The sequence below is a fragment of the Streptomyces mabaensis genome, from assembly GCF_053763515.1.
The window spans coordinates 175,858-199,007 of sequence record NZ_JBSOPZ010000011.1 but is presented as its reverse complement, the minus strand read 5'-3'; the positions used below and the strand labels follow the sequence as shown (position 1 = coordinate 199,007).

Annotated in this window: 18 protein-coding genes; 5 read left to right on the top strand and 13 right to left on the bottom strand. The window is 72.6% G+C overall.

Features of this window, described 5'->3' with window-relative positions:
• Positions 1-59 precede the first annotated feature (59 nt).
• The 9 genes from ACWV17_RS12700 to ACWV17_RS12660 all read right to left on the bottom strand — a co-directional run bounded on the left by ACWV17_RS12700 (position 60) and on the right by ACWV17_RS12660 (position 14,400).
• Positions 60-1,040, bottom strand: coding sequence for an MFS transporter (locus tag ACWV17_RS12700; protein ID WP_455359750.1), 981 nt, complete (start codon positions 1,038-1,040; stop codon positions 60-62).
• A gap of 82 nt (positions 1,041-1,122) precedes the next feature.
• Positions 1,123-4,062 (bottom strand): type I polyketide synthase, encoded by a 2,940-nt coding sequence (locus ACWV17_RS12695; protein WP_455359749.1) that lies wholly within the window; start codon positions 4,060-4,062, stop codon positions 1,123-1,125.
• Positions 4,059-8,075 (bottom strand): SDR family NAD(P)-dependent oxidoreductase, encoded by a 4,017-nt coding sequence (locus tag ACWV17_RS12690; RefSeq protein WP_455359748.1) that lies wholly within the window; start codon positions 8,073-8,075, stop codon positions 4,059-4,061. The genes ACWV17_RS12695 and ACWV17_RS12690 overlap by 4 nt, the downstream gene beginning before the upstream one ends.
• Positions 8,076-8,091: 16 nt before the next feature.
• Entirely contained in the window at positions 8,092-9,711 is a 1,620-nt protein-coding gene (locus tag ACWV17_RS12685; RefSeq protein WP_455359747.1) for a type I polyketide synthase, read from the bottom strand.
• Positions 9,708-11,465, bottom strand: coding sequence for a fatty acyl-AMP ligase (locus ACWV17_RS12680; RefSeq protein WP_455359746.1), 1,758 nt, complete (start codon positions 11,463-11,465; stop codon positions 9,708-9,710). The genes ACWV17_RS12685 and ACWV17_RS12680 overlap by 4 nt, the downstream gene beginning before the upstream one ends.
• Before the next feature lie 11 nt (positions 11,466-11,476).
• A complete protein-coding gene (locus ACWV17_RS12675) occupies positions 11,477-12,148 on the bottom strand; it encodes a class I SAM-dependent methyltransferase (protein ID WP_455359745.1) in 672 nt (223 codons plus the stop codon).
• Complete coding sequence (locus tag ACWV17_RS12670) at positions 12,145-12,705, bottom strand: hypothetical protein (RefSeq protein ID WP_455353256.1); 561 nt, start codon at positions 12,703-12,705, stop codon at positions 12,145-12,147. Before ACWV17_RS12670 ends, ACWV17_RS12675 begins: the two co-directional genes overlap by 4 nt.
• Positions 12,702-13,583 carry a hypothetical protein gene (locus ACWV17_RS12665; protein ID WP_455359744.1) on the bottom strand — a complete coding sequence of 294 codons (882 nt, stop codon included), beginning with the start codon at positions 13,581-13,583 and terminating at the stop codon, positions 12,702-12,704. Before ACWV17_RS12665 ends, ACWV17_RS12670 begins: the two co-directional genes overlap by 4 nt.
• Before the next feature lie 31 nt (positions 13,584-13,614).
• On the bottom strand, positions 13,615-14,400 hold the full coding sequence (locus ACWV17_RS12660) for a thioesterase II family protein (RefSeq protein WP_455359743.1): 786 nt from the start codon (positions 14,398-14,400) through the stop codon (positions 13,615-13,617).
• A gap of 380 nt (positions 14,401-14,780) precedes the next feature.
• On the opposite strand from ACWV17_RS12660, the gene ACWV17_RS12655 reads away from it, so the two are divergent.
• From ACWV17_RS12655 to ACWV17_RS12635, 5 genes are all read left to right on the top strand, one after another.
• The gene (locus ACWV17_RS12655; RefSeq protein WP_455359742.1) at positions 14,781-16,412 is read left to right on the top strand and encodes a (2,3-dihydroxybenzoyl)adenylate synthase; all 1,632 of its coding nucleotides are present in this window, start codon (positions 14,781-14,783) and stop codon (positions 16,410-16,412) included.
• Positions 16,413-16,467: 55 nt separating this feature from the next.
• Complete coding sequence (locus tag ACWV17_RS12650; protein WP_455359741.1) at positions 16,468-17,811, top strand: salicylate synthase; 1,344 nt, start codon at positions 16,468-16,470, stop codon at positions 17,809-17,811.
• A gap of 96 nt (positions 17,812-17,907) precedes the next feature.
• Positions 17,908-19,527 (top strand): DHA2 family efflux MFS transporter permease subunit, encoded by a 1,620-nt coding sequence (locus ACWV17_RS12645; protein ID WP_455359740.1) that lies wholly within the window; start codon positions 17,908-17,910, stop codon positions 19,525-19,527.
• 121 nt (positions 19,528-19,648) lie between these two features.
• On the top strand, positions 19,649-20,275 hold the full coding sequence (locus tag ACWV17_RS12640) for a TetR/AcrR family transcriptional regulator (RefSeq protein ID WP_455353262.1): 627 nt from the start codon (positions 19,649-19,651) through the stop codon (positions 20,273-20,275).
• Positions 20,262-20,696 carry an ester cyclase gene (locus ACWV17_RS12635; protein ID WP_455359739.1) on the top strand — a complete coding sequence of 145 codons (435 nt, stop codon included), beginning with the start codon at positions 20,262-20,264 and terminating at the stop codon, positions 20,694-20,696. Before ACWV17_RS12640 ends, ACWV17_RS12635 begins: the two co-directional genes overlap by 14 nt.
• 14 nt (positions 20,697-20,710) lie before the next feature.
• On the opposite strand, the gene ACWV17_RS12630 is transcribed toward ACWV17_RS12635, so the two are convergent.
• From ACWV17_RS12630 to ACWV17_RS12615, 4 genes are all read right to left on the bottom strand, one after another.
• The gene (locus ACWV17_RS12630) at positions 20,711-21,181 is read right to left on the bottom strand and encodes a DUF4396 domain-containing protein (RefSeq protein WP_455359757.1); all 471 of its coding nucleotides are present in this window, start codon (positions 21,179-21,181) and stop codon (positions 20,711-20,713) included.
• A gap of 116 nt (positions 21,182-21,297) precedes the next feature.
• Entirely contained in the window at positions 21,298-21,921 is a 624-nt protein-coding gene (locus tag ACWV17_RS12625; protein WP_455359738.1) for a DUF305 domain-containing protein, read from the bottom strand.
• A gap of 90 nt (positions 21,922-22,011) precedes the next feature.
• Positions 22,012-22,443, bottom strand: a complete 432-nt coding sequence (locus tag ACWV17_RS12620; RefSeq protein WP_455359737.1) for a DUF6153 family protein — start codon at positions 22,441-22,443, stop codon at positions 22,012-22,014.
• A 79-nt stretch (positions 22,444-22,522) separates the two neighbouring features.
• A complete protein-coding gene (locus ACWV17_RS12615; protein WP_455353266.1) occupies positions 22,523-23,143 on the bottom strand; it encodes an L-threonylcarbamoyladenylate synthase in 621 nt (206 codons plus the stop codon).
• Between the last annotated feature and the right edge of the window lie 7 nt (positions 23,144-23,150).

Here is a 23,150-nt window from a genome sequence, read left to right as displayed (position 1 = left end):
AGGTGTCCCTTCAAGGCATCAAGAACTGGGGACGTTCATCCGTACGCGGGTGGGGACGTTCACGTGTACGCCGACACCAGGCAGCCACCCAGCAGCGAACGACGGGCCAGGAACGGCAGCCGCACCAGCGGCGCGGCCGCGGCCCGCTCGGCCACGACGAACAGCACTGCTCCGACCAGCGCGCCCACGAGGGGAACCCAGGCCGACACATCGCCGAACCCGTGTTCGCGCGCCTGCACCAGGCCGTAGATGAGCAGAGCGGGGGTGGCGGTCATCGTCAGAGCACCCGGCAGGTCCACGCCGGACGGTGTCTCGCCGTGCCCGTGTGCGTGCGCCTGCCCGTGTGCGTGTGCGTGCCCGTGTCCGGACGGCTGCTCCTTCAGCAGGACCGGGACGGCCAGCAGCACCAGGACGCCGATCGGGACGTTGACGTAGAACACCCACTCCCAGCCCGGGCCCGACACCAGCACTCCGCCGAGCAGGACACCGAAGGCGGCGCCCGTGCCGCCGATCGCCGCCCAGACACCCAGGGCCCGGTTGCGCTCCGGGCCCTGGAACACCGACATCACGAGGGCCATGGCAGCCGGCGACATGATCGCGGCACCCACCCCCTGGGCGGCCCGCGCGGTGATCAGGACACCGCCGCTCTCCGCCAGCCCGGACACCAGCGAGGCGACCGTGAAGACGGCCAGGCCCACCAGGAACATCCGTCGGCGGCCGAGCAGGTCGCTCACCCGCCCGCCGAGCAGCAGCAGGCTGCCGAAGAACAGCGTGTAGGCGGTGACGACCCAGGTCAGTGCGCCGGCCCCGAGCGAGAGCTCGTCACCGATCGTGGGGAGCGCGACGTTCACCACGGTCACATCGACGATGAGCATGAACTGCGCCATGCACAGCAGCGCCAGGATCATCCACCGGCGCGGGTCCGGTGGGCCGGCGGGAGTTTCACCATGGTGCCCATGTCCATGGCCGTGATCCTCCTGCGTCGCGTGGCGATGCGCCGCCCCGGCCGACTCGACGTGGGTGTGACTCTCCGAGCTCACCCGAACTCCTTAACTTGAACAACACTGTCAGACTTACCCTAGGGCACGCGACGGGAAATCTGAACAGCGTTGTTCAAGTTGTTCATTCGACGGGAGTCACCGCGGCAGCCAGCCGGGACACCGTCGGGTTCTCGAAGACGTCCTTCGGTGAGAAGTACAGGCCGCACTCCCGGCCCCGTGCCGCCACCCGCGAGGCCAGCATCGAGTCGCCGCCAAGGTCGAAGAAGTCGTCGTCGGGTCGGACCGGCACCACCCCGAGGACCTCCGACCAGATCCCGGCCAGTACGGCCGTCGCGTCACCGGCCCGGCCGGTCTGCTGCGGCACCCCGGCCGCCGGCTCCGCCGAGAGCGTCGCCGCGTACGCGGACTCCGTCCAGTGCCGCACCCGGCGGAACGGGTATCCCGGCAGTGACGTCAGGCGCTCCCCGCCGTGCCGCGTCCCGGCCCAGTCGGGATTCAGGCCCGCCTCCCACAGCACTCCCAGGGCCCGGGACAGCGCCTCACCGTCGTCCAGCATCTCGTCCGCGTGCCGCATGGCGCTCACCGCACGGTGCGCGGGTGACCAGGCGTCGCTGCGCCGGGCCGCCGAGCCGAGGGAACGCCCCGGCCCGGTCTCGACCACCACCCGGCCGGGCCCGTCCAACAGCGTCCGTACGCACTCCGACCAGCGCACGGTGCGGCGCATCTGCAGGGCCCAGCGGTCCGGATCGGTGGCCTCGGCGGGCGTCATCCAGCCACCGGTCACATTCGACACCAGGGGCACCTTCGGGGCGGCCAGCGGGACCGTACGGACGACGTCGGCGAAGCGGTCCGCCGCCGCCTCCATCGCCGCCGTGTGGAACGCGTGCGCGGTACGCAGCACGGACACCTCCACGCCCGACGACCTCAGCCTCGCGGCCAGGTTCTCGGTCTCGGCGGCCGGCCCGGCCACCACACACGCCCCCGGCTCGTTCACGGCGGCCACCTCCAGCCCGCTCCCGGCGACGAGGTCACGCACCCGGTCCTCCGCCAGCCGTATCGCGAGCATCGTCCCGGGCGGAGCGCCGTGCATCAGCCGGCCGCGCGCCGCCACCAGCCGTACCGCGTCGCCGAGTTCCATGACTCCGGCCAGACACGCGGCGGCGAACTCGCCCACGCTGTGCCCGCCGAGCGCCTCCGCGCGCACCCCGAGCCCCTCCAGCGTGCGGGCCAGCGCGTACTCGACGGCGAAGAGTGCCGGCTGGGCCACGTCGGTGCGCCGCAGCGCCGCCTCGTCCGCGCCGAACAGCACCTCCCGTACGTCCTGACCCGTCTCGGCCGCGAACACCCCGGCAAAGTGGTCGAGTTCGCGCCGGAAGGTGCCGCCCGCGCGGTACAGACCCGCACCCATGCCCGGATACTGGGCGCCCTGCCCCGGCAGGAGCAGCACGACCGAGAGCGGGGTCCCCGGCGCCCTTGCGGGCGTGCGGTCCAGGCGCAGCAGCTCCGCCGCCCGCCGGGGATCCCGGGCCGCGACCGCCGTGCGGTACTCGAAGGGCCGGCGGCCGCGCTCCAGGGTGTGGGCCACGTCCATGAGGTCGGTGTCCGGGCCGAGGGCGTCGGCCAGCCGCCGGCGGGCATCCCGCAGGGCCTCGGCCGTACGGGCGCTGACCAGCAGGACCGGTGCTGCGGCGGCGGGCGCGGGATCCGCTTCGCGGGATGCGGGCGCCGGGGCCTCCGTCACCACCACATGGGCGTTGGTGCCACCGACCCCCAGGGAGCTGATGCCGGCGGCCAGTGGGTAGGGCGCGGTCCACGCCCGGGTGCCGTCGACGATGCGGAACGGCGTGCCGTCCAGGCCGAGTTCGCGGTTCGGCTCCTTGTAGTGGGCCGTCGCGGGCAGCGTCCGGTGTTCCAGGGCGAGCACCGCCTTGATCAGCCCCGCGACGCCGGAGGCCGCTTCGAGATGGCCGATGTTCCCCTTGGCCGAACCGATGAGGCAGGGCGCCGTGCGGTTCCCGTCGGGGTCCAGTGCCTGCCGCAGGGCGGCCATCTCGACGGGATCGCCCAGCGCGGTGCCGGTGCCGTGCGCCTCGACGTATCCGATCCGGTGCGGGTCGATCCCGGCCACGGCCAGCGCCTCCGCGACGACCGCGGCCTGCATCTCGACGCTGGGCGCGGTGAATCCCATCTTCAGCGAACCGTCGTTGTTGACGGCGGTGCCCCGCACGACGGCCCGGATCCGGTCGCCGTCGGCCAGTGCGTCGGACAGCCGCTTGAGGACGACCGCCCCGCCGCCGCTGCCGAACACCGTGCCGTTCGCCGCCGCGTCGAACGGGCGGCAGAAACCGTCGGCGGACATCATCGACTGAGGTTCGTGGAGATAGCCCACCCGGTGCGGCACCTTCACCGTCATTCCGCCGGCGAGGGCCAGGTCGCTCTCGCCGCACAACAGGCTCTGGCAGGCCAGGTGAACCGCCACCAGGGAGCTGGAGCAGGCGGTCTGCACGGTCAGTGCGGGGCCGTGCAGGTCCAGGGCGTGGGCGACCCGGGTGGCGAAGAAGTTGGGGTCGGTCAGCGTCAGGGCGTGAATCAGGGCGGTGGACGTACCCGCGCCGAGGAACTCCCTCGGATCCCGGTGCGACAGCAGGTTGTAGCCGAAGTAGCCGCTGAACGAGGGTGCGCCGAACACCCCGACCACGCCCTCCCGGCGGGCCGGGTCGTGTCCCGCGTCCTCCAGGGCGTGCCAGCAGCTCTCCAGGAACAGCCGCTGCTGCGGGTCCATCGCCGCCGCCGTGCCGGGCGGCAGCCCGAAGAACTCCGCGTCGAAGTCCTGGTATCCGTCGACGACCGCGGCCCTGCGGACGTAACCGGGGTGCTCCAGAACCGATCGCGGAACGCCGGAGCCGAGCAGTTCCTCCTCGTCGAGGTCTTCGAGGCAGTCCCGGCCGGTGCACAGGTTGGTCCAGAACTCGCCGGTGTCCCGGGCTTGCGGGAACCGGCCGGCGAGACCGACGACCGCCACCGCCTCGCCGGGCCCGTCCACGCCTGCGTCGCCCGTCATGAGTTCCTCCCCTGCGCGCCGAGTCGCCGGGGCCGTGCGGTACGGGTACGGGTGGCCCCGCGGCGCGCCGCGTCACGCACCGCGGCGGTCGCGACCGGACCCGGCCCGTCGCCGTCGGTGAGCGCGAGCGCCACCTGCTCCGCCAGCTCCGCCGCGCTGGTGCCCTGAAGCAGCCGGGCCACCGGGATGTCCACCGCGAAGTCCTCGTGCAGTGCGTTCTTGATCCGTACGGCGGCCAGCGAATCCAGCCCCAGTTGGACCAGCGGGCGGTCCGCGACCGCCCCCGGGTCCGCGAAGCCGAGCACCCGGCCCACGCTCAGCAGGGTTCTGGCCCTCACGATCCCGCTGCGCGCCTCGGCCGTCATGCCGTCCAGCGCCGCCCGGTCGAAACCGCCGTCCCGCTCCTGCGACTGCGAGCCGACCAGCGTCGAGAAGAAGGAGGAGGTACGGACCGACGGGTGGGCGCCGGCGAACTCGCCGGGCACCAGCCGGGCCACACCGCCCTGCCCCGCGCCACGGGCGAGGAGCATCTCCAGCGCCCCGAAGCCCTCCCGGGCGGTCAGCGTGCCCACGCCGGGTATCGTCCGGCCGCGCACGGCGCCGATCTCGCCCCAGGGGCCCCAGTTGACCGTGAGCGCGGGCAGTCCCGCGGACCGCCGCAGCGCCACCACCCCGTCGAGGAAGGCGTTGGCCGCCGCGTACTCGGCCTGGCCCGGTGAGCCCACGAGCGAGGCCAGCGAGGAGTAACCGATCCACCAGTCGAGCGCGGTGTCCGCCGTCGCTTCGTGCAGCCGCCAGGCCCCCGTCGCCTTCGGTGCCCAGACGCGGTGGAGCCGCCCGGGGTCGGCGTCGGTCACCAGCGCGTCCTCCAGTACCGCGGCCGTGTGCACCACCCCGCACAGCCGCGCCCCCGTGCCGGCCAGGACCTCCGTCATGCGCTCGGCGGTGCCGGGCCGGGACACGTCACCGGTGACCAGTTCGACACGGGTGCCCAGCGCCCGTATGCCCGCCAGTTCCTCCGCCGCTTCCGGGCCGGGCACTCCCCGGCCGCCCAGGACGACGGCTCCCGCGCCGAGTTCGGCGAGCCGGCGCGCGGTGGCCAGTCCCAGCCCGCGGGTGCCTCCGCTGACGAGGTAGCCGCCCCCGGGACGTACCACGACCCGCTCGCGCCGGGGTGCCGCCGGTGCCTCGGCGACGAGCCTGGCCACATGCCGCACCCCGTCCCGCCAGGCCACCTCGTCGGGGCCGTCCGTCGCGAGAATCTCGGCGGCCGGCGGAACACCGGAGTCGTCCAGGTCCACCAGCCGCGCGAGGAGTCCGGGGCGTTCCATGCGCAGCGTGCGCACCACCCCCCGCAGGGCGGCCTGCCCGGGGTCCGGCGCCCCGTCGCCGCAGTGCTGCGCCCGTACGGTCAGAATCGTCAGCGGGGGCGGCGGTGTCCCCGCCTCGTCGTAGGTACGCAGCAGCCCGGAGACGAGCCGCAGCACCGCCCGCACGCGCCGCTCGGCGCATTCCGCCACGTCCGCGGGCTCGACCGGACCTTCCCAGGCCACCAGGACCACACCACTCGGCCGGCGGTGGCCGTTCCACGGCTCGTCCCGGCCGACGCTCTCGCAGGAGACGCCGGCCTCCGACAGGGCGTCGACGAGCGCCGTCCGGCGGGCGTCTCCCGGGCAGCCGCCGACGACGAGGAGCCGTTGTCCGTCGCCCCGTCGCGGCTCCGGTGCCGGTACGGGCTCCCAGCGCAGCCGGTGCAGCAGGGGCGTGACATCCAGCGGCAGCTCCTGCGCGCCGACCGGACTGAGCCGCACACCGGTCAGTTCGGCGACCGGCAGCCCCGCGTCGTCCGTGACCCGTACGTCGGCCGAGAGTGCGCCGCGCTCCGTGCCGGGGCGCAGCCGGGCCAGGGAGACCAGCGACGGTCCCGGTGGCCGGCCGAAGAGGCGCAGCCGCTCCATGCCGGTCGGCAGGTAGGTGCCCTCCGTGCCGTCCGGCAGCAGCGCGGCCAGTCCGTGCAGGCATGCGTCCAGCAGAGCCGGATGCAGCAGGAACCGGCCGTCCGGCGGCAGCGCGGCGGGAGGACGCACCCGGCTGACGGCCCGGTCCCCGGCCACCCGCACCTCCGTGACGGACGCGAAGGCGGGTCCGTGTTCCTGGCCAAGGGCGCGCAGGGCCGCGTAGATGTCCTGCGGGTCGTGCGGTACGCCCACGAGGCCGGGCTCGGAGCCGGGCTCGAAGTCATCCAAGGAGTCGGCTCCGAGGTCGAGACCGGCCGGTGTCGCAGCCGGCCCGACGGACACCACGGCGGTGGCCAGCACCGTCGTGGCGGCCCCGGACCCGGCGACGACGGTGACCGTGCCACCGGCGCCGGCGGCGTCCTCCTCCAGGGTCGTGGTGAGGGTGGCGGTCTCCGACAGCGGCAGCATCCGGGCGAGGACCAGGTCGGCGGCCTCCGCCCGATCCGGCGTGGTGCCGAACGCCTCGCAGGCGGCGGCCAGGGCCAGTTCCGCGTACGCCGTGCCGGCCAGTACCGCGCTGCCGTGCACCCGGTGGTCGCCGAGCCACGGGAGCCGGTCGACGTCCACCCGGTTCTGCCACACGTGCCGGACCGGGGTGCCGGGCAGCGTGACCCGGTGGCCGAGCAGCGGATGGGCGGGAGAGTCGACGGGTGTACGTTCCGGCCGGGGGAAACTCTGGTGCTGCCAGGCGTAGGTGGGGAGTTCGGCCGGCTGTCCGGCGGGCACCGCCTCGCGGGGAAGGTCGACGCCCGCACAGTGCAGGGCCGCCAGGGTGTCCGCGATCGCGCCGTCGCTCGCCGCGCCCCGGCCGAGGGTGCCCAGCACCGTACTGCGGCCCAGGTACGCGCCGTCCGTCTCCATGACGGTCTCCAGGACCGACTGGGCGACGACGGGGTGCGGCGAGACCTCCAGGAAGACGCACCGCCCGTCGTGCGCCGCCGCTCGTACCGCCTCCGTCAGCCGGACGGGGCGGCGCAGGCTCACCGCCCAGTAGTCGGCGTCCAGTGCCGGGCGACCGAGCGGGTCGTCGAGCGTGCAGCTGTAGTACGGGAGTTCCAGGGAGCCGGGCCGCACGTCGGCGAGCGCGGCACGGACCTCGCCGAGCAGTGGATCGACCAGTGGACTGTGCGCCCCGATCCGTACGCCGGGCACCAGCCGGGCGAGCAGCTCCTGCTCCCGGCATTCGGCGACGAACTCCTCCACGGCCGCCGGCAGGCCCGCCACCACGCAGGCGCGGGGGGAGGAGTGCACGGCGACGGAGACACCGGGCCAGCCGGCCAGGCGCCGGCGCACCTCGGCGGCGTTCATCCCCACCAGCGCGGTGGCGCCGGTCCCGGCAAGCCGCTCCTCCATCAGCCGCGAGCGGCGGCAGACGATGCGTGCTCCGTCCTCGGGCGAGAGCGCGCCCGCGGTCACCGCCGCGGCGACTTCGCCCAGCGAGTGGCCGATCACGGCGCCGGGACGGATACCGAGGTCACGCCACAGCTCGGCGAGACCGATCTGCATGGCGTAGACGGCCGGCTGTACCCGGTCCATTCCGGAGGCGGCCAGACCGTCCTCGGTGAGGAGCGCGCGCAGACAGAGGCCGCTCTCGTCCCGTACGACCGGCTCCAGCCTGTCGATGACCGCGGCGAAGCCCGCTTCCTCCGCGAGGAGTTGGGCGCCCATGCCGTCCCACTGCGAGCCGTGACCGGAGAAGACGAACACCGGTTGCCCGCTCTTCGCGTCTGGCACACTGCCGCGTACCGCGAGAGGGCCGGGCTCCCCGCCCTCCCCGACGGTGCGCAGGACCCGGGCGAGCGTCTCGCGGTCGGCGGCACGGACGACCAGGCGCTCGGTGAGATGGGCGCGGCGCCGTGCGAGGGTGTGCGCCACGTCGGCGAGCGGGGTACCGGCGCCTTGGGCGGTCAGCCAGCCGGCGAGCCGCGCGGCGTTCGCGCGCAGCGCCGCGGGGGTGCGGGCGGAGAGCGCGAAGTGCATTTCCCCGTGCTTCATGTCCGGTAGTCCACTCTCACTCGGTGATCGTCACGTGGTCGGGCTCGGGCGCGGGCGCTTCGACGAGCACCGCGTGGGCGTTGGTCCCGCCGAATCCGAAGGAGCTGACTCCTGCGGTGCGCGGGCGGTCGCCGCGCGGCCATGCGACCGGTCGGTCCGCCACGGTGAGGCCCAGCTCGCCGAACGGAATACGCGGGTTGGGCGCGGCGTGGTGCAGCGTGGCCGGGATGAGTCCGTGATGCAGGGCCAGCACGCATTTGGCGAGACCCGCCAGGCCGGCCGCCCCTTCCAGATGGCCCAGGTTGGACTTGACCGATCCGATATGCAGCGGGGCTCCGGCGGGTCTGCCGCGGCCCAGGGCCGCGCCGAGGGCGGAGGCCTCGATGGGGTCGCCCAGCGCGGTGCCGGTGCCGTGCGCCTCCACGTAGTCCGCCTCGGCGGGGTCGAGTCCGGAGCCCTCCCACACCTCGCGGATCAGCGCCTCCTGGGCGGCCGGGTTCGGTGCCATCAGGCCGTTGGACCGGCCGTCCTGGTTGGTGCCGGTCGCGCGCAGCACGGCGAGGATCCGGTCGCCGTCGCTCACCGCGTCGTCGAGCCGGCGCAGCACCACGACCAGGCACCCCTCGCCTCGTACGTAGCCGTTCGCCGCCTTGGAGAAGGGCTTGCACCGGCCGTCGGGCGAGAGCACCCCGCTCTCCGTGAAGTTGATGGTCACACCGGGCGAGAGCAGCAGATTCACGCCGCCGACCAGGGCGGTGTCGCACTCCCCGGCGAGCAGTCCGAGCCGCGCGAGGTGCAGCGCCACGAGTGAGGAGGAGCAGGCGGTGTCGACGGTCAGGCTGGGGCCGCGCAGATCGAGCGCGTACGACAGCCGGTTGGCGAGGATGCTCATGGCCGCGCCGGTGCCGGTGCGCGCGTTGATCGACGGCAGATCCTCGAGAACGGCCCGCCCGTGGTCGTCGGCGCACGCGCCCACGTACACACCGGTACGGGTGGTGGCCAGCCGGTCGACCGGTACGCCCGCGTGCTCCAGAGCCTCCCAGGCGACCTCCAGCAGGATCCGCTGCTGCGGGTCCATCTGGGCGGCCTCCGCCGGGGAGATCCCGAAGAACTCGGCGTCGAACCCGTCCACGTCGTCGAGGAAGGCTCCGTGCCGGTTCACCCGGTCGACGGCGGCGGCGTGACCGGGAGACGCCTGGCGGTAGGTGTCCCAGCGTCCGGCGGGAACCGCCCCGACGGCGTCGCCTCCGGAGCGCAGCAACTCCCAGAACGCGTCCGGTGAGCCGGTTCCGCCGGGCAGCCGGCAGCCGAGTCCGACGATCGCGACGTCCTGGGCGCCCGTGGTCCCTTGACCCGCCACGGGCACCGGGCCGGCCACGGGCACCGCAGACGTACGCGGCGCCGGTGACCCGCCGGTCAGGAAGGCGGTCAGCTGCCGGATCGTGGGGTGCTCCCACAGCGCGGTCGGCGACACCGTCCGGTCGAGGAGCTCCTCCAGCTCGCCCGACAGGGCCACCGCGTCGCGGGAGGTGAAGCCGTACGCCTCGAACGGGAGGTCCGCATCGACACGGTTCTCGGGAATCCCGCCGCGCCGGGCGGCCCGCCCGACAAGCAGCCGGTGCAGTTCCTCGCTCACCGGACCCCCACGCCGTCCGTCGCCGCAGTGGTCAGATCACCGGCGAGATGGAGCTCGCGGCATGCCGCGCGCCGGATCTTTCCGCTGGTCGTCCTGGGCAGGGCACCGCGCCGGACCAGCACCACGTCCTGGACGTCGAGCGAGTGCCTGGCCAGGACCGAGGAGCGGATCGCGGTGCGGACCGCGTCCAGTTCCGCAGCGTCACGGCGCCGTTCGAGTTCGGCCACGACGACCGCCCGTTCGCCGTTCTCGCCGAGCAGCCCGACCGGGAAGGCGGCGACATGGCCCCGGCGCACCGCGGGGTCGGCTTCCTGCACGGTCAGTTCGAGGTCGGCGGCATAGTGGTTGCGGCCGTCGACGACGATGAGGTCCTTCAGCCGGCCTGTCAGATACAGCTCGCCGCCGTGGAGGAAGCCCAGGTCCCCGGTGCGCAGCCAGGGGCCGTCGCCTTCCGTGCCGGGCAGTTCCGCGCCGAAGACCTCGGCGGTGCGTTCCGGGCGGTTCCAGTAGCCGGCGCACACGTTCGCCCCGCGCACCCACACCTCACCGGCGGCGTCCTCGGCCCCGGGCCGGGCGGTGACCGGGTCGACGATGCGTACCTCTTGGCCGGCCGGGGCCCCGCAGGCCACCACGCGGTAGCCGTCGGTGGCGCCGTCGGGCAGCACACGCACCCGGTCCCGGGCCAGTTCGGCCCGGTCCAGCGTGAGCACGCGGGCGGCCTTCGGCCCGCCGAGGGTGACGGCGAGCGTGGCTTCGGCCAGGCCGTAGCCGGGAGAGTGTGTCTCGTGCCGGAAGCCGTACGCGCCGAACTCGGCGGTGAACCGGTCGAGGGTCGCCGCGCGCACCGGCTCCGAGCCGTTGACCAGGACGCGCAGCGATGACAGGTCGAGTCCCTCGCGGGCGCGCTCGGAGATCCGGTCGGCGCAGAGGTCGAGTCCGAAGTTGGGCGACACCGTGTGCGTGGCCCGGTGTTCGCTGATCGCGCGCAGCCAGCGGACGGGCTGCTGGATGAAGGAGAACGGCGCCGTGAGAACCACGGGCGTGCGGTTGATCAGCGGCACGGCGATCATCAGCAGCAGGCCCATGTCGTGGAAGAACGGCAGCCATCCGGCGATCCGCGCGTCCTCGCCGATGCCGAGTCCGTCGCGCAACTGGGCAGCTCCGACCGCGAGGTTGCGATGGGTGACCTCGACACCGGCCGGGGCGCGGGTGGACCCGGAGGTGTACTGCAGGTACGCGACGTCGTCCGGCCGCTCCACGACGGGCAGCAGGACCTTGCGGCCCAGCGCCGGATCCAGTGCGTCGACGCGGACGACCGCGGGCTGCCCCAACTCCGGTGCATCGTCCAGGAGTTGTCGCACCGACTCCCGGTACGGCGTGGTGGTGAGGACCACGCTCGGCGCGCAGTCGGCCATGGCGAGCCGCAGCCGTTCGTCGGTACGGAACGCCTCCGGCGCGTAGAGCGGCACGGCGAGCACGCCGGTGTAGAGGCAGCCGAGCAGCGCGGCGACATAGTCCGCGCCGTGCGGGCACAGGATCGCGACCCGGTCGCCCGGCGCCGCGACCGGGCTCAGCGTCCCGGCCACGGCCCGTGCCCTGGAATGCAGTTGACGGTATGTCACATCATGAGCGACGCCCGCACGGTCGGCCGAGTAGTCGATGAAGGTCATGGCCGTACGGTCCGGATGGCGGCGCGCCGCCTCGGGCACCGCCGCGGCCAGCCCGAGCGGCTCGGGCGAGGTGTTCACAGACACGTTGCTTCCGATCAGTCGCGGCCGGCCGGCCGGGGCAGCGGCACGGAGCTGCCCCGCACGTACGGGGTGTTGGTGGGATAGCGCGGCCAGGGACGCACGATCTCGTGGATCTCCACCCGGTACCCGGCGTCGCGCAGCGCGGTGAGCAGGCGCCGGTTGGCGTTGCACCCGCCGGCCACCCGGCGCCACAGCGGAGCCAGCACGTCCTGGACCAGGCCGACCACGCCCGGTGACCTGACGTGCTCGAAGAAGATCAGCCGGCCCGACGGCTTGAGCACGCGCCGGATCTCGTCCAGCGCGGCGGGCAGGTCGACGACGGTGCAGAGCACGAGCGTGCACACCGCCGTGTCGAAGGTGTCGTCCGGCAGAGGCAGCCGTTCCGCCCAGGCGTCCACCACCTCCACGTCGAGCGGCACCTCCTCTGCGCGCCGGACGAGCTGCTTGCGCATCTCGCTCGCCGGCTCGACGGCGACCAGCGAGTCCGCCTTGGCGTAGTAGGGCAGGTTGGCACCGGAGCCCGCGCCGACTTCCAGGATCCGTCCGGTCAGCTCACCGAACATGAGCGTGCGCAGCGGCCGGCCCCACTTCTCCTCCGCCCGTTGCGTCATCGCGTCGTAGTAGCGGGCGAAGAACTTCCCGCTGCGGCTCTCCAGCTGCGGGTTCGGGTCCACGGTGGTCGTCACGGCAGGGCTCTCCTGTGGTTCTGTGCGGCGGGAAGGGCAGCGGGCTCAGCGGTGCCGTCCTCCGCCCTCAGCCAGCGTTCGAACGCCGCGAGGTCGGGGAGGATGACGTCGGAGCAGGCGAGGACGGCCAGGTTCTGCCGCATCTCGCTGATGGCGACCACGGTGGTGCCGGCGCGGTGGGCGCTGAGCATCTCGGCCGCGGTGCCCATGCTGGGCTCGTGATCCGGGAGCCAGGCCACGCACACGTCGCTCTCGGCAGCCACCCGGGTCAGCCGGTGGAAGGTGTCGATGAGCGCCGATACCGCCGGGCCGTGGCCGGCCCGGTACACCTCGGGTGCGTCCGCGAGTGCGGCGTGCCCGTGCCTGATGGCCTGTTCGTGTTCGCCGATCCATGCCTGCATCAGCGCATGGGGGTCGTGCACCACGGCGTCCGGATGGCGCTCCAGGATGCTGCGCCGCAGCCTGTCGCGGTAGCCCTGATCGGCGAGCCGGGCACCGGACCGGGCGCCCTGCATGACGCCGGCCAGGAAGTACGAGCGCGGGCGGCCGGCCGTCACGCGTCCTCCACCGAGTACGCGGGCACCACGAGGCCGGCCGGTGCGGCCGCGTCGTAGAGCGCGGCGGCCTCGACCAGGTGGTCGGCCACCTCCTGGGGGGTGGCCCGCACGGCATCGGCCACGCGCTCCAGTTCACGGTCGAAGGCTGCGCCGCCCCAGGTGCTCACGGTTCCCTGGTTGTCCCGGGCGATCAGCGCGCGGCGGTCGGCGAGGGCGCCGCGCGGGCGTCCCGAGAAGGGCAGGGCGATCTCGGTGAGGGCATCGTCGACGGGGTGCACGGCGCGCAGCGACAGGTTGTTCTGTTCCGGGTGCAGCAGCAACTGTCGTACGACGGAAGCCGGGACCGGCAGGTCGCGCACGGTCTCCTCGGGACGCATGGTGTACGCGCGGTGGGTGAGCGTCTCGTCGAGGCGTGGGCTGTAGCGGAGGTACTGCAGCCTCAGCACTCCGTCGTCCGGGCGCCACACGGCCCGCAGCGTGGACGGGGCGGGTGAGCCGTCCGGGCGGCGGCGCAGCGGGTAGGCATCGGCGTCGGTCCGCACGGCGCCGTCGACCGCGTCGCCGCGCGAGAGCCGAAGCGGGGCGCGGTGCATCAGGTACGGGTCGAGGACGGTGAGGGTCTCGCCGTCGTCGTACAACGCACAGACGTGCCGGCCGCCGACCCGGTACTCGGCCTCGACGCCGGTGCGTCGGGCCACCTGGTCGCCGGCGCTGAAGGTCTGCCAGGCGCATGCGATGCCGAAGCGCTCGGGTGACGTGCCTGTTCCGTAGTGGACGTGGTACTGGGCGGCGCTGTTGTACGGGACCTCGGCAAGGACCTTCGTGTGGACGTCCTGGAGGACCTGGAGGTCCAGGTCGGTGGGGGCGGGAGCCGCCATGGATGAAGTCTCCTAGCAGGGTGGGTGGGGCTCAGCGGGTCGCGGGCCGGACAGCCCCTCGTCCGTCACGTGCGCCGAGGCTGGTGAGCAGGAAGGCCACCAGCTCCGCGCGGCGCCGCACGAGGTAGAAGTGGTCGCCCGGCATGGCCCGCAGGGTGAACGGGCCGGTCGTACAGAAGCGCCAGCCTTCGGCATGCCGCGCGGTGACCCGGGGGTCGCGGGTGCCGACGAGCGCGGTCACGGGGCAGTCCAGGGGTGGCCCGGGCCGGTAGCGGTAGCCCTCGGCGAGCCGGATGTCGGCATGGACCGTGGCCGGCGGCAGGTCCTCCGGGCGCGCCCCGGTCAAGTGGCGCAGGGCGGCGACGGGTTCGTCGTCGTGCCGCACGGGTTCGCGGTGCCCGTTCTCCATCGGTGCGGGGTGGGCCGATACGAAGAGGGCACGCGGCGAGGCGGACTCGGCCCCCGCCAGCAGCCGGGCCGTCTCGAACGCGACGGCCGCGCCCATGCCGTGCCCGAACAGCACGAGGGGTACCTCCGCGTCTCCGGCCAGTGCCTCGGCGACCGGTTGTGCCAGTTCCTGGAGGCGGCCGGCCGGCGCTTCACCGACGCGGTCCTCGCGTCCCGGGTACTGCACGGCGGCCAGTTCGACGTGGTCCGTCAGGTCGTCGGGCCAGGCGTGGAAGAACCGTGCCGTGCAGCCGACGGGCGGGAAGCACACCAGGCGCAGTGCGGGCCGGCGCCGAGGCCGCGGTGTGCGCAGCCAGGATCGCGTGAGGCCCGCCGCCCGCTCCTGCGGCGTCAGCCCGTACCTGCCCAAAGGGAGTCGCCCTTTCACAGCATGCCCGGAATCGAGCGGTTCGAATAAGACGAGTGAGGGAAAACAAGCCACCGCCCCGACCTCGATCTCCTGAATCCGGCGGCAACGCATTCGAACGTACGCCAAAAACACCGCGCCCGACAGGTGGGTACCCGAAGGGGCAATACCCGCCCTCGGCATGAGCGAAGTAGGCGTACATATCCGCATTTTCCCCCGCGGCTTTCGGTCCGGAAGCCGCTCGATTTTGCCAAACAGTGACCTGATCCCGATTGCCTTCGCCATTTCGAACAAGGAAGTCTTTACGGCGGTGTTAGCGCTGTTAATCCGCCATAAATACTTCCCTCAACTTCACTTCGGGACGAGAGCGAGATTTCGTGGACATGGTCCGATGGCCCGCCGAGGCCGTGGAGCGGTACCGAAAGGCCGGCTACTGGCAGGGCCGCCCGCTGGGTGACTTTCTCGCCGAGCACGCCGGGGCGAACGGCGCGGCCACCGCCCTGGTCGGGGAGGGCGAGCAGCTGACCTACGCCGAACTGGACCGTCGCGCCGGGCACTTGGCCGCGGGGCTGGTGGACCTCGGCCTGTCGCCCGGGGACCGGATCGTCGTCCAGCTGCCCAACACCGCGGACTTCTTCGTCCTGCTCTTCGCCGCGCTCCGGATCGGCGCCGTACCGGTGCTCGGCCTGCCCGCGTACCGCAGGAGCGAGGCCGTTCACCTGTGCGGCCACAGTGGGGCCGTGGCCTATGTCGTGCCGGACACCGACGTCACGTCAGGCTTCGACTACCGCGTCCTCGCCGAGGAGGTGGCGCGGCAGACACCCACCCTGCGCCATGTGCTGGTGACCGGGGACGCCGGCCCGCACATCTCGCTCGCCGATGTTGAGAAGACCGGACACGACCGGCCCGGCGCCCTCCGGCTCACCGAGCCCGATCCCCAGGACCCGGCGGTCCTCCTGGTCTCCGGCGGTACGACGGGCCTGCCCAAGCTCATCCCGCGTACGCACGAGGACTACGCCTACAACGTCCGGGCCAGTGCGGAACTCTGCGGCTTCGACCGGCACACCGTCTATCTCGCCGCGCTGCCCGTCGCCCACAACTTCGCGCTCGCCTGCCCGGGTGCGCTGGGCACGCTCCAGGCGGGCGGCACTGTGGTGCTGAGCGCCTCCCCCGACCCGGACACCGTCTTCCCCCTGGTCGAACGGCACCGGGTGACCGCGACGGCCGTGGTGCCGCCGCTGGCCGCACTGTGGTCGCAGGCCGCCGAGTGGGCTCCCGACGATCTCGGCAGCCTGGCCCTGCTCCAGGTGGGCGGCGCACGCCTCTCGCCGGAGGTCGCGCGCCAGGTCCGGTCCGCCCTCGGATGCGAGCTGCAGCAGGTCTTCGGCATGGCGGAGGGGCTGCTGAGCATGACCCGGACCGGTGACGACGAGGAGCGCGTGGCCACCACCCAGGGCCGGCCGCTGAGCCCGGACGACGAGATCCGGGTGGTCGACGCCGACGGCGAGGAGGTGCCCGCGGGCACGGTCGGCGAGCTTCTCACCCGCGGGCCGTACACCCTGCGCGGCTACTACCGGGCGCCGGAGTACAACCGGACCGCCTTCACCGACGACGGCTTCTACCGCACCGGCGACCTCGTGCGCGTGCTGCCCGGAGGGGACATCGTCATCGAGGGACGGAAGAAGGACCTCGTCAACCGCGGCGGTGACAAGGTCTCCTCGGACGAACTCGAGGGCCACCTGCGCGCCCACCCCGCCGTGCTGGACGCTGCCGTGGTGCCCGTTCCCGACGAGTTCCTCGGCGAACGCACCTGCGCCTGGGTGGTGTTGCGGGAGGGGCGCACCGAACTCGGCGGACCCGGCCTCGACGCCTTCCTCGAAGAGCGCGGCCTCGCGCCGTACAAGAAGCCGGACCTGGTCCGCCTCGTCGACACCCTGCCCGTCACCGGGGTCGGGAAGGTCGACAAACGCGCCCTCGCCCGGCGCGCGGCCGAAGCCGTCAGCCGCGAGAGCTGACCCGCGCCTGCGCGGCGCGACAGACACCGACCTCGTACGTCAAGGAGACCGCACCATGTCCACCACCACCGTCTCGTCCGGGATCACCCATGTCCCGTTCTCCGGCAGTCCCTCCCAGGCCGCGACCCGGCTGGCAGAAGCCGGACCGCACGACCAGTACGTGGTGTACGAACGGGGCGACGCCTGGTGGTACGCCGGCGGAGCCCGGGCGTCCGTGGTGGTCGACCGGTCCCATGTGACCCTCGACCACGACGGCACCCGCACCCGCACGCCCTGGCACGGGGATCCGCTGGACGCCGTGCACCGCACCCTGTCCTCGCTTCCGTTCGGCGACTGGCGCGCCTACGGCTGGGCCGCGTTCGAGCTGTCGTACGCCTTGGCGGGGGACGTGGCGGAGCTGGGCGAGGAGCCGCTCATACACCTGGTGATCCCCGAGACCGAGGTCCACCTGTCGGCCGACGGCGCGGAGGTGCGGTGCGGAAGTCCGGACGACGAGGACGCGGTGCACGCCCTGCTGGCCGCCCACTCGACGGACACCGGACCCGGGGGTCCGGCCGCGCTGCGCGTCGATCTGCGGGAGCGGGCCGGGGACGCGTACCACGATTCCGTCAAGCGGGCCGTCGAGGCCATCCGCCAGGGGGACTTGCAGAAGGTGATCCTGTCGCGCACCGTCCCGGTGGAGCAGGAGGTGGACCTGCCCGCGACCTACCTGGCCGGCCGGTCCGCCAACTCGCCGGCCCGCTCGTTCCTGCTGAACCTCGGCGGCGTCGAGGCGGTCGGCTTCAGCCCCGAGACCGTCGTCGAGGTATCGGCGGACGGCCGGGTGTCCACCCAGCCACTGGCGGGCACCCGGGCGCTGAGCGGGGACCGGGCCGAAGACGCCGCGCGCCGGGCGGAGTTGCTCAGTGACGCCAAGGAGATCTACGAGCACGCGATATCGGTCCAGGTCGCCTGGGAGGAGATGTCGACGGTGTGTCGTGAGGGATCGGTGCGGGCCGACGAGTTCATGACCATCAAGGAACGCGGCAGCGTGCAGCACATCGCGTCCCGGGTGAGCGGGGAACTGCGGCGGGGCGACCGGGGGCCCTGGCCCGCGCTCGCGGCCGTCTTCCCCGCGGTCACCGCCTCCGGCGTGCCCAAGGGCGCCGCCTACCGGACCATCCGCAGCCTTGAGCCGGGGCCGCGCGGTCTCTACAGCGGCGCGGTGCTGACCGTCGGCAGCGACGGCTTCCTGGACGCCGCTCTCGTGCTCCGCACGGTCTTCCGGCAACACGGCCGGACCTGGCTCAGGGCGGGCGCCGGAATCGTCGGACAGTCCACCCCGGAGCGGGAGTTCGAGGAGACCTGCGAGAAGCTGCGCAGCATCTCGCGCACGCTGGTGCCCGCCGCGGACCACTGACCCGGACCGGACTTCTTTTACAGCACTGTTCGACTTATACAGGGCTCGGCACTACCCTGAACCCGAACAGCAGTGTTCAACTTAAGGAGTACGTCCGTGCCCGCACCGTCCCCCTCCCCATCCGTCACCGCACCAGGCGGGGAAGGCCATCCGCTGCGCTGGCCCATCCTGGCGGTCCTCTGCCTGAGCCTCCTGATCGTCGGTCTCGACGTCACCGTCCTCAACGTGGCTCTGCCCACGTTGGTCGACGAACTCGGCGCCTCCACCAGTGAGCTGCAGTGGCTGGTGGACATCTACAGCCTCATGGCAGCCGGTCTGATGCTCTTCGCCGGAAGCCTCGCGGACCGGTTCGGCCGCAAACCCGTCTTCCTCACCGGACTGATCCTCTTCACGGCCGCCTCCGCGGTCGCCGCCTTCTCGGAGACCACCGCGTCCCTCATGGCCGCCCGGGGCGTCATGGGCATCGGCGAGGCACTGATCATGCCGGCGACGCTGTCCATCATCGGCACCGTCTTCACCGACCCGGCCGAGCGAATGAAGGCGATCGGCCTGTGGTCGGCGATGATCGGCGTCGGCCTGGCCATGGGACCGCTGGTCGGCGGCTGGCTGCTCGGTGAGTTCTGGTGGGGCTCCGTCTTCCTCATCAACGTCCCCATCGGCATCCTGGCCCTCGCGGTGACTCTCAAGATCGTGCCGAACTCCCGCGCCGCCGTGGCCCGGCGACTCGACCTGGCCGGTGCCGCGCTCTCGGTCCTCGGTATCGGCACCCTGCTGTGGGCGATCATCGAGGGTCCGGTCAAGGGCTGGACCAGCCTGCCGGTACTGCTCGGCTTCGCCGCCGCGGCAGCCCTGCTGGCCGCCTTCCTCGTCCGCGAACGCACCGCGCGGGAACCGATGCTTCCGCTGGGCATCTTCGCCCACCGGCGCCTGGCCGTCGGCAACATCCTGGTCTTCCTCGGCCTGCTGTCCCTGCTCGGGGCGCTCTTCGTGCTCGTCCAGTACCTGCAGTTCGTCCTCGGCTACGACGCCGGCGAGACGGGCCTGCGGATCGCGCCCACCGCGCTCGTCATCCTGATCGCCGCACCGCTCGCGTCCTTCCTCGGCCAGCATGTCGGCACGCGTTGGCTGGCTGCCCTGGGACTCGCGTTCGCCGTGGTCTCCCTGCTGCTGCTCGCCACCACCGAGGACGGCGACGGCTACGGCCGGGTGCTGGCCGCCATGCTCTTCCTGGGCTGTGGTGCCGGCTTCATCATCGGCCCGACCAGCGACGCCATCGTCGGGTCACTCCCGGAGGACGACCTCGGGGTCGGCTCCGCCACCAACAGCGCGGCCGTGCAGCTCGGTTCGGCGCTGGGTGTCGCGGTACTCGGAAGTCTTTTGTCCGGCACATACCGCGACGACATCAAGGAGAGCGCGGCCGCGGCCGGCCTGCCGGACTCGGCCCTGAACACGGCCGGTGATTCGGTGGGAGCCGCGCTCGCCGTCGCCGGGCAGCTGCCCGAGCAGGCCGGCCAGGCCCTCGCGGCGGCCGCGCGATCCGCGTACGTCTCCGGTATGGCGCCCTCCATGCTCACCGGTGCCGCTGTCGCCGCCGCGGGCATCCTCGTGGCGCTGTTCCTCTTCCCCAAGGGCAAGGGAGGCGGCCTTCCCCCTGCTGAAACACCCAGGCCCGACAGCGTTCCGCACCAGCCGTCCGGGGTGAGCACCCGCCCCTGACGGTACGAACGACGCACTCCCGAACCTGACCGGCCTGACCGGACCAGCCCGACGTGCGTCGTGCCACGCTGCACCCCCGTCAGCGTGGCACGGCGCGAAGGAGGTGAAATACGCTCCCACCATGCCCACGCCGCATCAGAAAGTACGCCGCTCCGCCGGCGACCGGGACGAACCACGCCGCCGAGCCGACGCGGAACGCAGCATCACGGCCATCGTGGCCGCCGCCCTCGACTGCTTTGCTCAGGACCCCAACGTGAGCATGACGGCGGTGGCCAGTACGGCCGGCGTCAGCCGGGTCACCCTCTACGCGCACTTCCCGTCCCGCGAGGCGCTGCTGGACGCCGTCCTCGCCCACTCCGTCGAACAGGCGGACGCGGTCCTTCAGGGACAGCGGCTGGACGAGGGGCCGGCGGACGAGGCGTTCTCGCGCCTGGTCCGGTCGAGCTGGCGGATCCTGGAACGGCACGCGTTCCTCCTTTCCGCCTCCGACGGCGTCATCGCGCCGGCCCGCCGCCGCACGCATCACGAGAAGGTCCTCGGACGGGTGGAGCGCATCCTGCTGCGCGGCCAGGAGGAGGGGGTGTTCCGCTCCGACCTTCCGCTGGGCTGGCTGGTGACCACCTTCTACAGCCTGCTCCACGCCGCGGCCGCGGAGGCCGACGCCCGCCATCTCAAGGCCAGGAACGTTCCCGACATCCTCGACCGCACACTCTCCTCCATCCTCCGGAGTTCGCATGCATCCCCATGAAGCACTCGTCCGTACCTGCCTGTCCGCGATCAGTGAAGGCGACGCGGACACCTGGCTGTCGTGTTACGCCCCCGATGCCGTGTCGGAGGACATACCGCTGAACTCGGTCTGGAAGGGGCAGGCCGGGCTGGAGGCGGGCGTGCGCTCATGGCTGAAGGCCATTCCGGACACCCGGATGGAGGTGCAGTCCCTCTTCGCGGACGAGCACGTCGGCACCTGCCAGTGGACGATGTCCGGGACGCTGCACGGCAGCATGGACGGCCTCCCCTCGCAGATCGCCGCCCTCGGCGCGGGGAAGCGCTTCTCCATGCGCGGGGTCACCGTCTACCGGTTCTCCGAGGACGGCCGCATCCAGCACGAGGCGCTGTACTGGGATCTCGCCGGGGTGCTGGGGCAGCTCGGGATCCTGCCTCCCCTGTAGCCCCCCGGGAGCGCTCAGTGGTAGGCGTGCACGACGGCGTGGCCCTTGCCGCGGCCGATCATCCACTTGTTCAGCGGCGTGGTGATCACGAAGGCGACGGCGAAGCCGCCGAGGAGCGCGGCCCAGAACAGCCCGTCGGACAGATGGGCGTCCAGCGCGCCGGGGGTGAGGGCGATGATCAGGTTGTCCACCGTCTCCATCACGGCGATGGAGACGGTGTCGGCGGCCAGCGCGGTGCGGATGGCGGCCCTCAGGCCGAGGCCCGCCTTGCGTACCGCGAACATGGTGAACGAATAGCCGAAGAGGAACGCCAGCGCGATCGCCAGCGCCATGGTGGGGGCGTTGCCCCAGCGCAGGGCGGTACCGATGACCATGCCGAGGATCTCGCCGATCGCGCAGCCGGTGAGGCAGTGGGCCGTCGCCTGCGCGGCGGTACCCCAGGAGGCGCCTCCGGCCGCGCGACCGCCGTGCCCGGTGTGGTCCATGACGTTCTCCCTCACGCCTACCAGTGTGGGCCCGTCGGGACAGCCCGGCACAGCACAGAAGGTGATCACTGCGGGCGGGGGCGGCCGGCGACCGCCCCCGCCCGCGGCGCGTGCGGTCAGCTCTTGCCGAGCAGCCTGTTCATACGCTCGATCTCGGCGCTCTGCGAGGTGACGATGTCACCGGCCATGTCCTTGGCCGGCCGGTAGGCACCGTCGGTCTGCTCGGTCTTGGCCATCTCCACCGCGCCTTGGTGGTGCTTGACCATCAGCTCCAGGAACGCGGTGTCGAACACCTTGCCGGACGACTTCTCCAGCGTGTCCATCTCCTCGGGCGTCATCATCCCGGACGTGGAGTGCCCGGCGTGCTGGCCGCCCTCGTCCTCCGCGGGGACCTCCTCGCCCCAGGACGTCAGCCAGCCGGACAGCGTCTTGATCTCCGGGTCCTGTGCCTTCTTGATCTCCCCGGCGAGCTTCCTGACCTCGGCGGACAGGGCCCGGGTCTCCGCCAGCCCGGCCATCTCGACCGCCTGCCGGTGGTGCGGGATCATCCCCGTCGCGAAGGCGACGTCGGCGGCGTTCTGCTCGCCCTGCCGCTCGCCCTCCGGGGCGGAGGCCGACCCGCTGCCGTGGTGGCCGGCGGAGCTGTCGTTGGCGCCGCCGCACGCGGTGAGTACGACGGCGAAGGTGGCCGCGGCCGCGGCGGCGGCGGCACGGCGGATCAGGGAACGGTGTGCGGTCATGGTGGTGCGACTCCTGTGTGTGCGCTCGATAGGCATGGCTCCGTGCGGCGGCACCGGCCAACGGGGTCGGCCGGGCACGCCGGGGGTCGCCTATATGCGCAGGAGTTGCAGTTCGCTCAGTGAGGGCGGGGCCCGCCCGGCCGGCGCCGCCGCGGGGACGAAGGCGGGTACGCCCGCCGTCGGGCACGTGACCGCCCCGGCCGGAACCGGCGCGGGCAACGCGGGCGCCCCGCTCGTGCCGGCGGCCGCGCAGGTGGCGTCGGCGTGCTCGGCATGCCCGCCGGACCCGCCACTGTCGTCATGACCGCCATGGACGCAGTCCAGGCATTCGGCTGCGCCGGCATGCGACGAGGCCGCGGCGGCGGCCTCATGGTGGACATCAGGCATGGCGGAGGAGGATGCCTGAGGGGCAGCAGGTGCCAGGCCGTGCATGGCCACCAGACCCGCCAGCACGGCCAGTACGAGCAGCGCGAACAGCCGTACCCCACCGGGCCGGGCCGCAATCCACGCCTGCTGACTCATTCCCGCATCCTAATCCGCGTCCCGCAGGGTCCGGGGACGGGGCAGACGCCCGCGCCCGACACCTGACGGCTCGACGCTGCTACTCGAACCGCGCGGTGTCGCCCGCCCCTCGGCGTACGATCTCGAGTTCGCCGCCGGAGAAGTCGATGACCGTGGTCGGTTCGGTGCCGCAGTCGCCCGAGTCGACCACGGCGTCCACCACGTGGTCGAGTCGTTCCTTGATCTCCCAGCCCTGAGTCATCGGCTCGTCCTCGTCGGGCAGGATCAGGGTGCTGGAGAGCAACGGCTCACCGAGGTCGGCGAGCAGGGCCTGGGCAACGGCATGGTCGGGAATCCGGACTCCGACCGTCTTCTTCTTCGGGTGCAGCAACTGGCGCGGCACCTCCTTCGTCGCCGGCAGGATGAAGGTGTAACTGCCGGGCGTCGCTGCCTTGATCGCGCGGAACACGTCGTTGTCGATGTGCACGAACTGACCGAGCTGCGCGAAGTTCTGGCACACCAGGGTGAAGTGGTGACGGTCATCGAGGTTCCGGATCGACCGGATCCGGCCGATGCCGTCACGACTGCCCAGTTGGCATCCCAATGCGTAACAGGAGTCCGTCGGGTATGCGACGAGCGCGCCGGACCGAATGCTGTCAGCCACGCTGCTGATGGTGCGCCGCTGAGGATTCTCGGGGTGCACGTCGAAGTACTTCGCCATTCGCCGA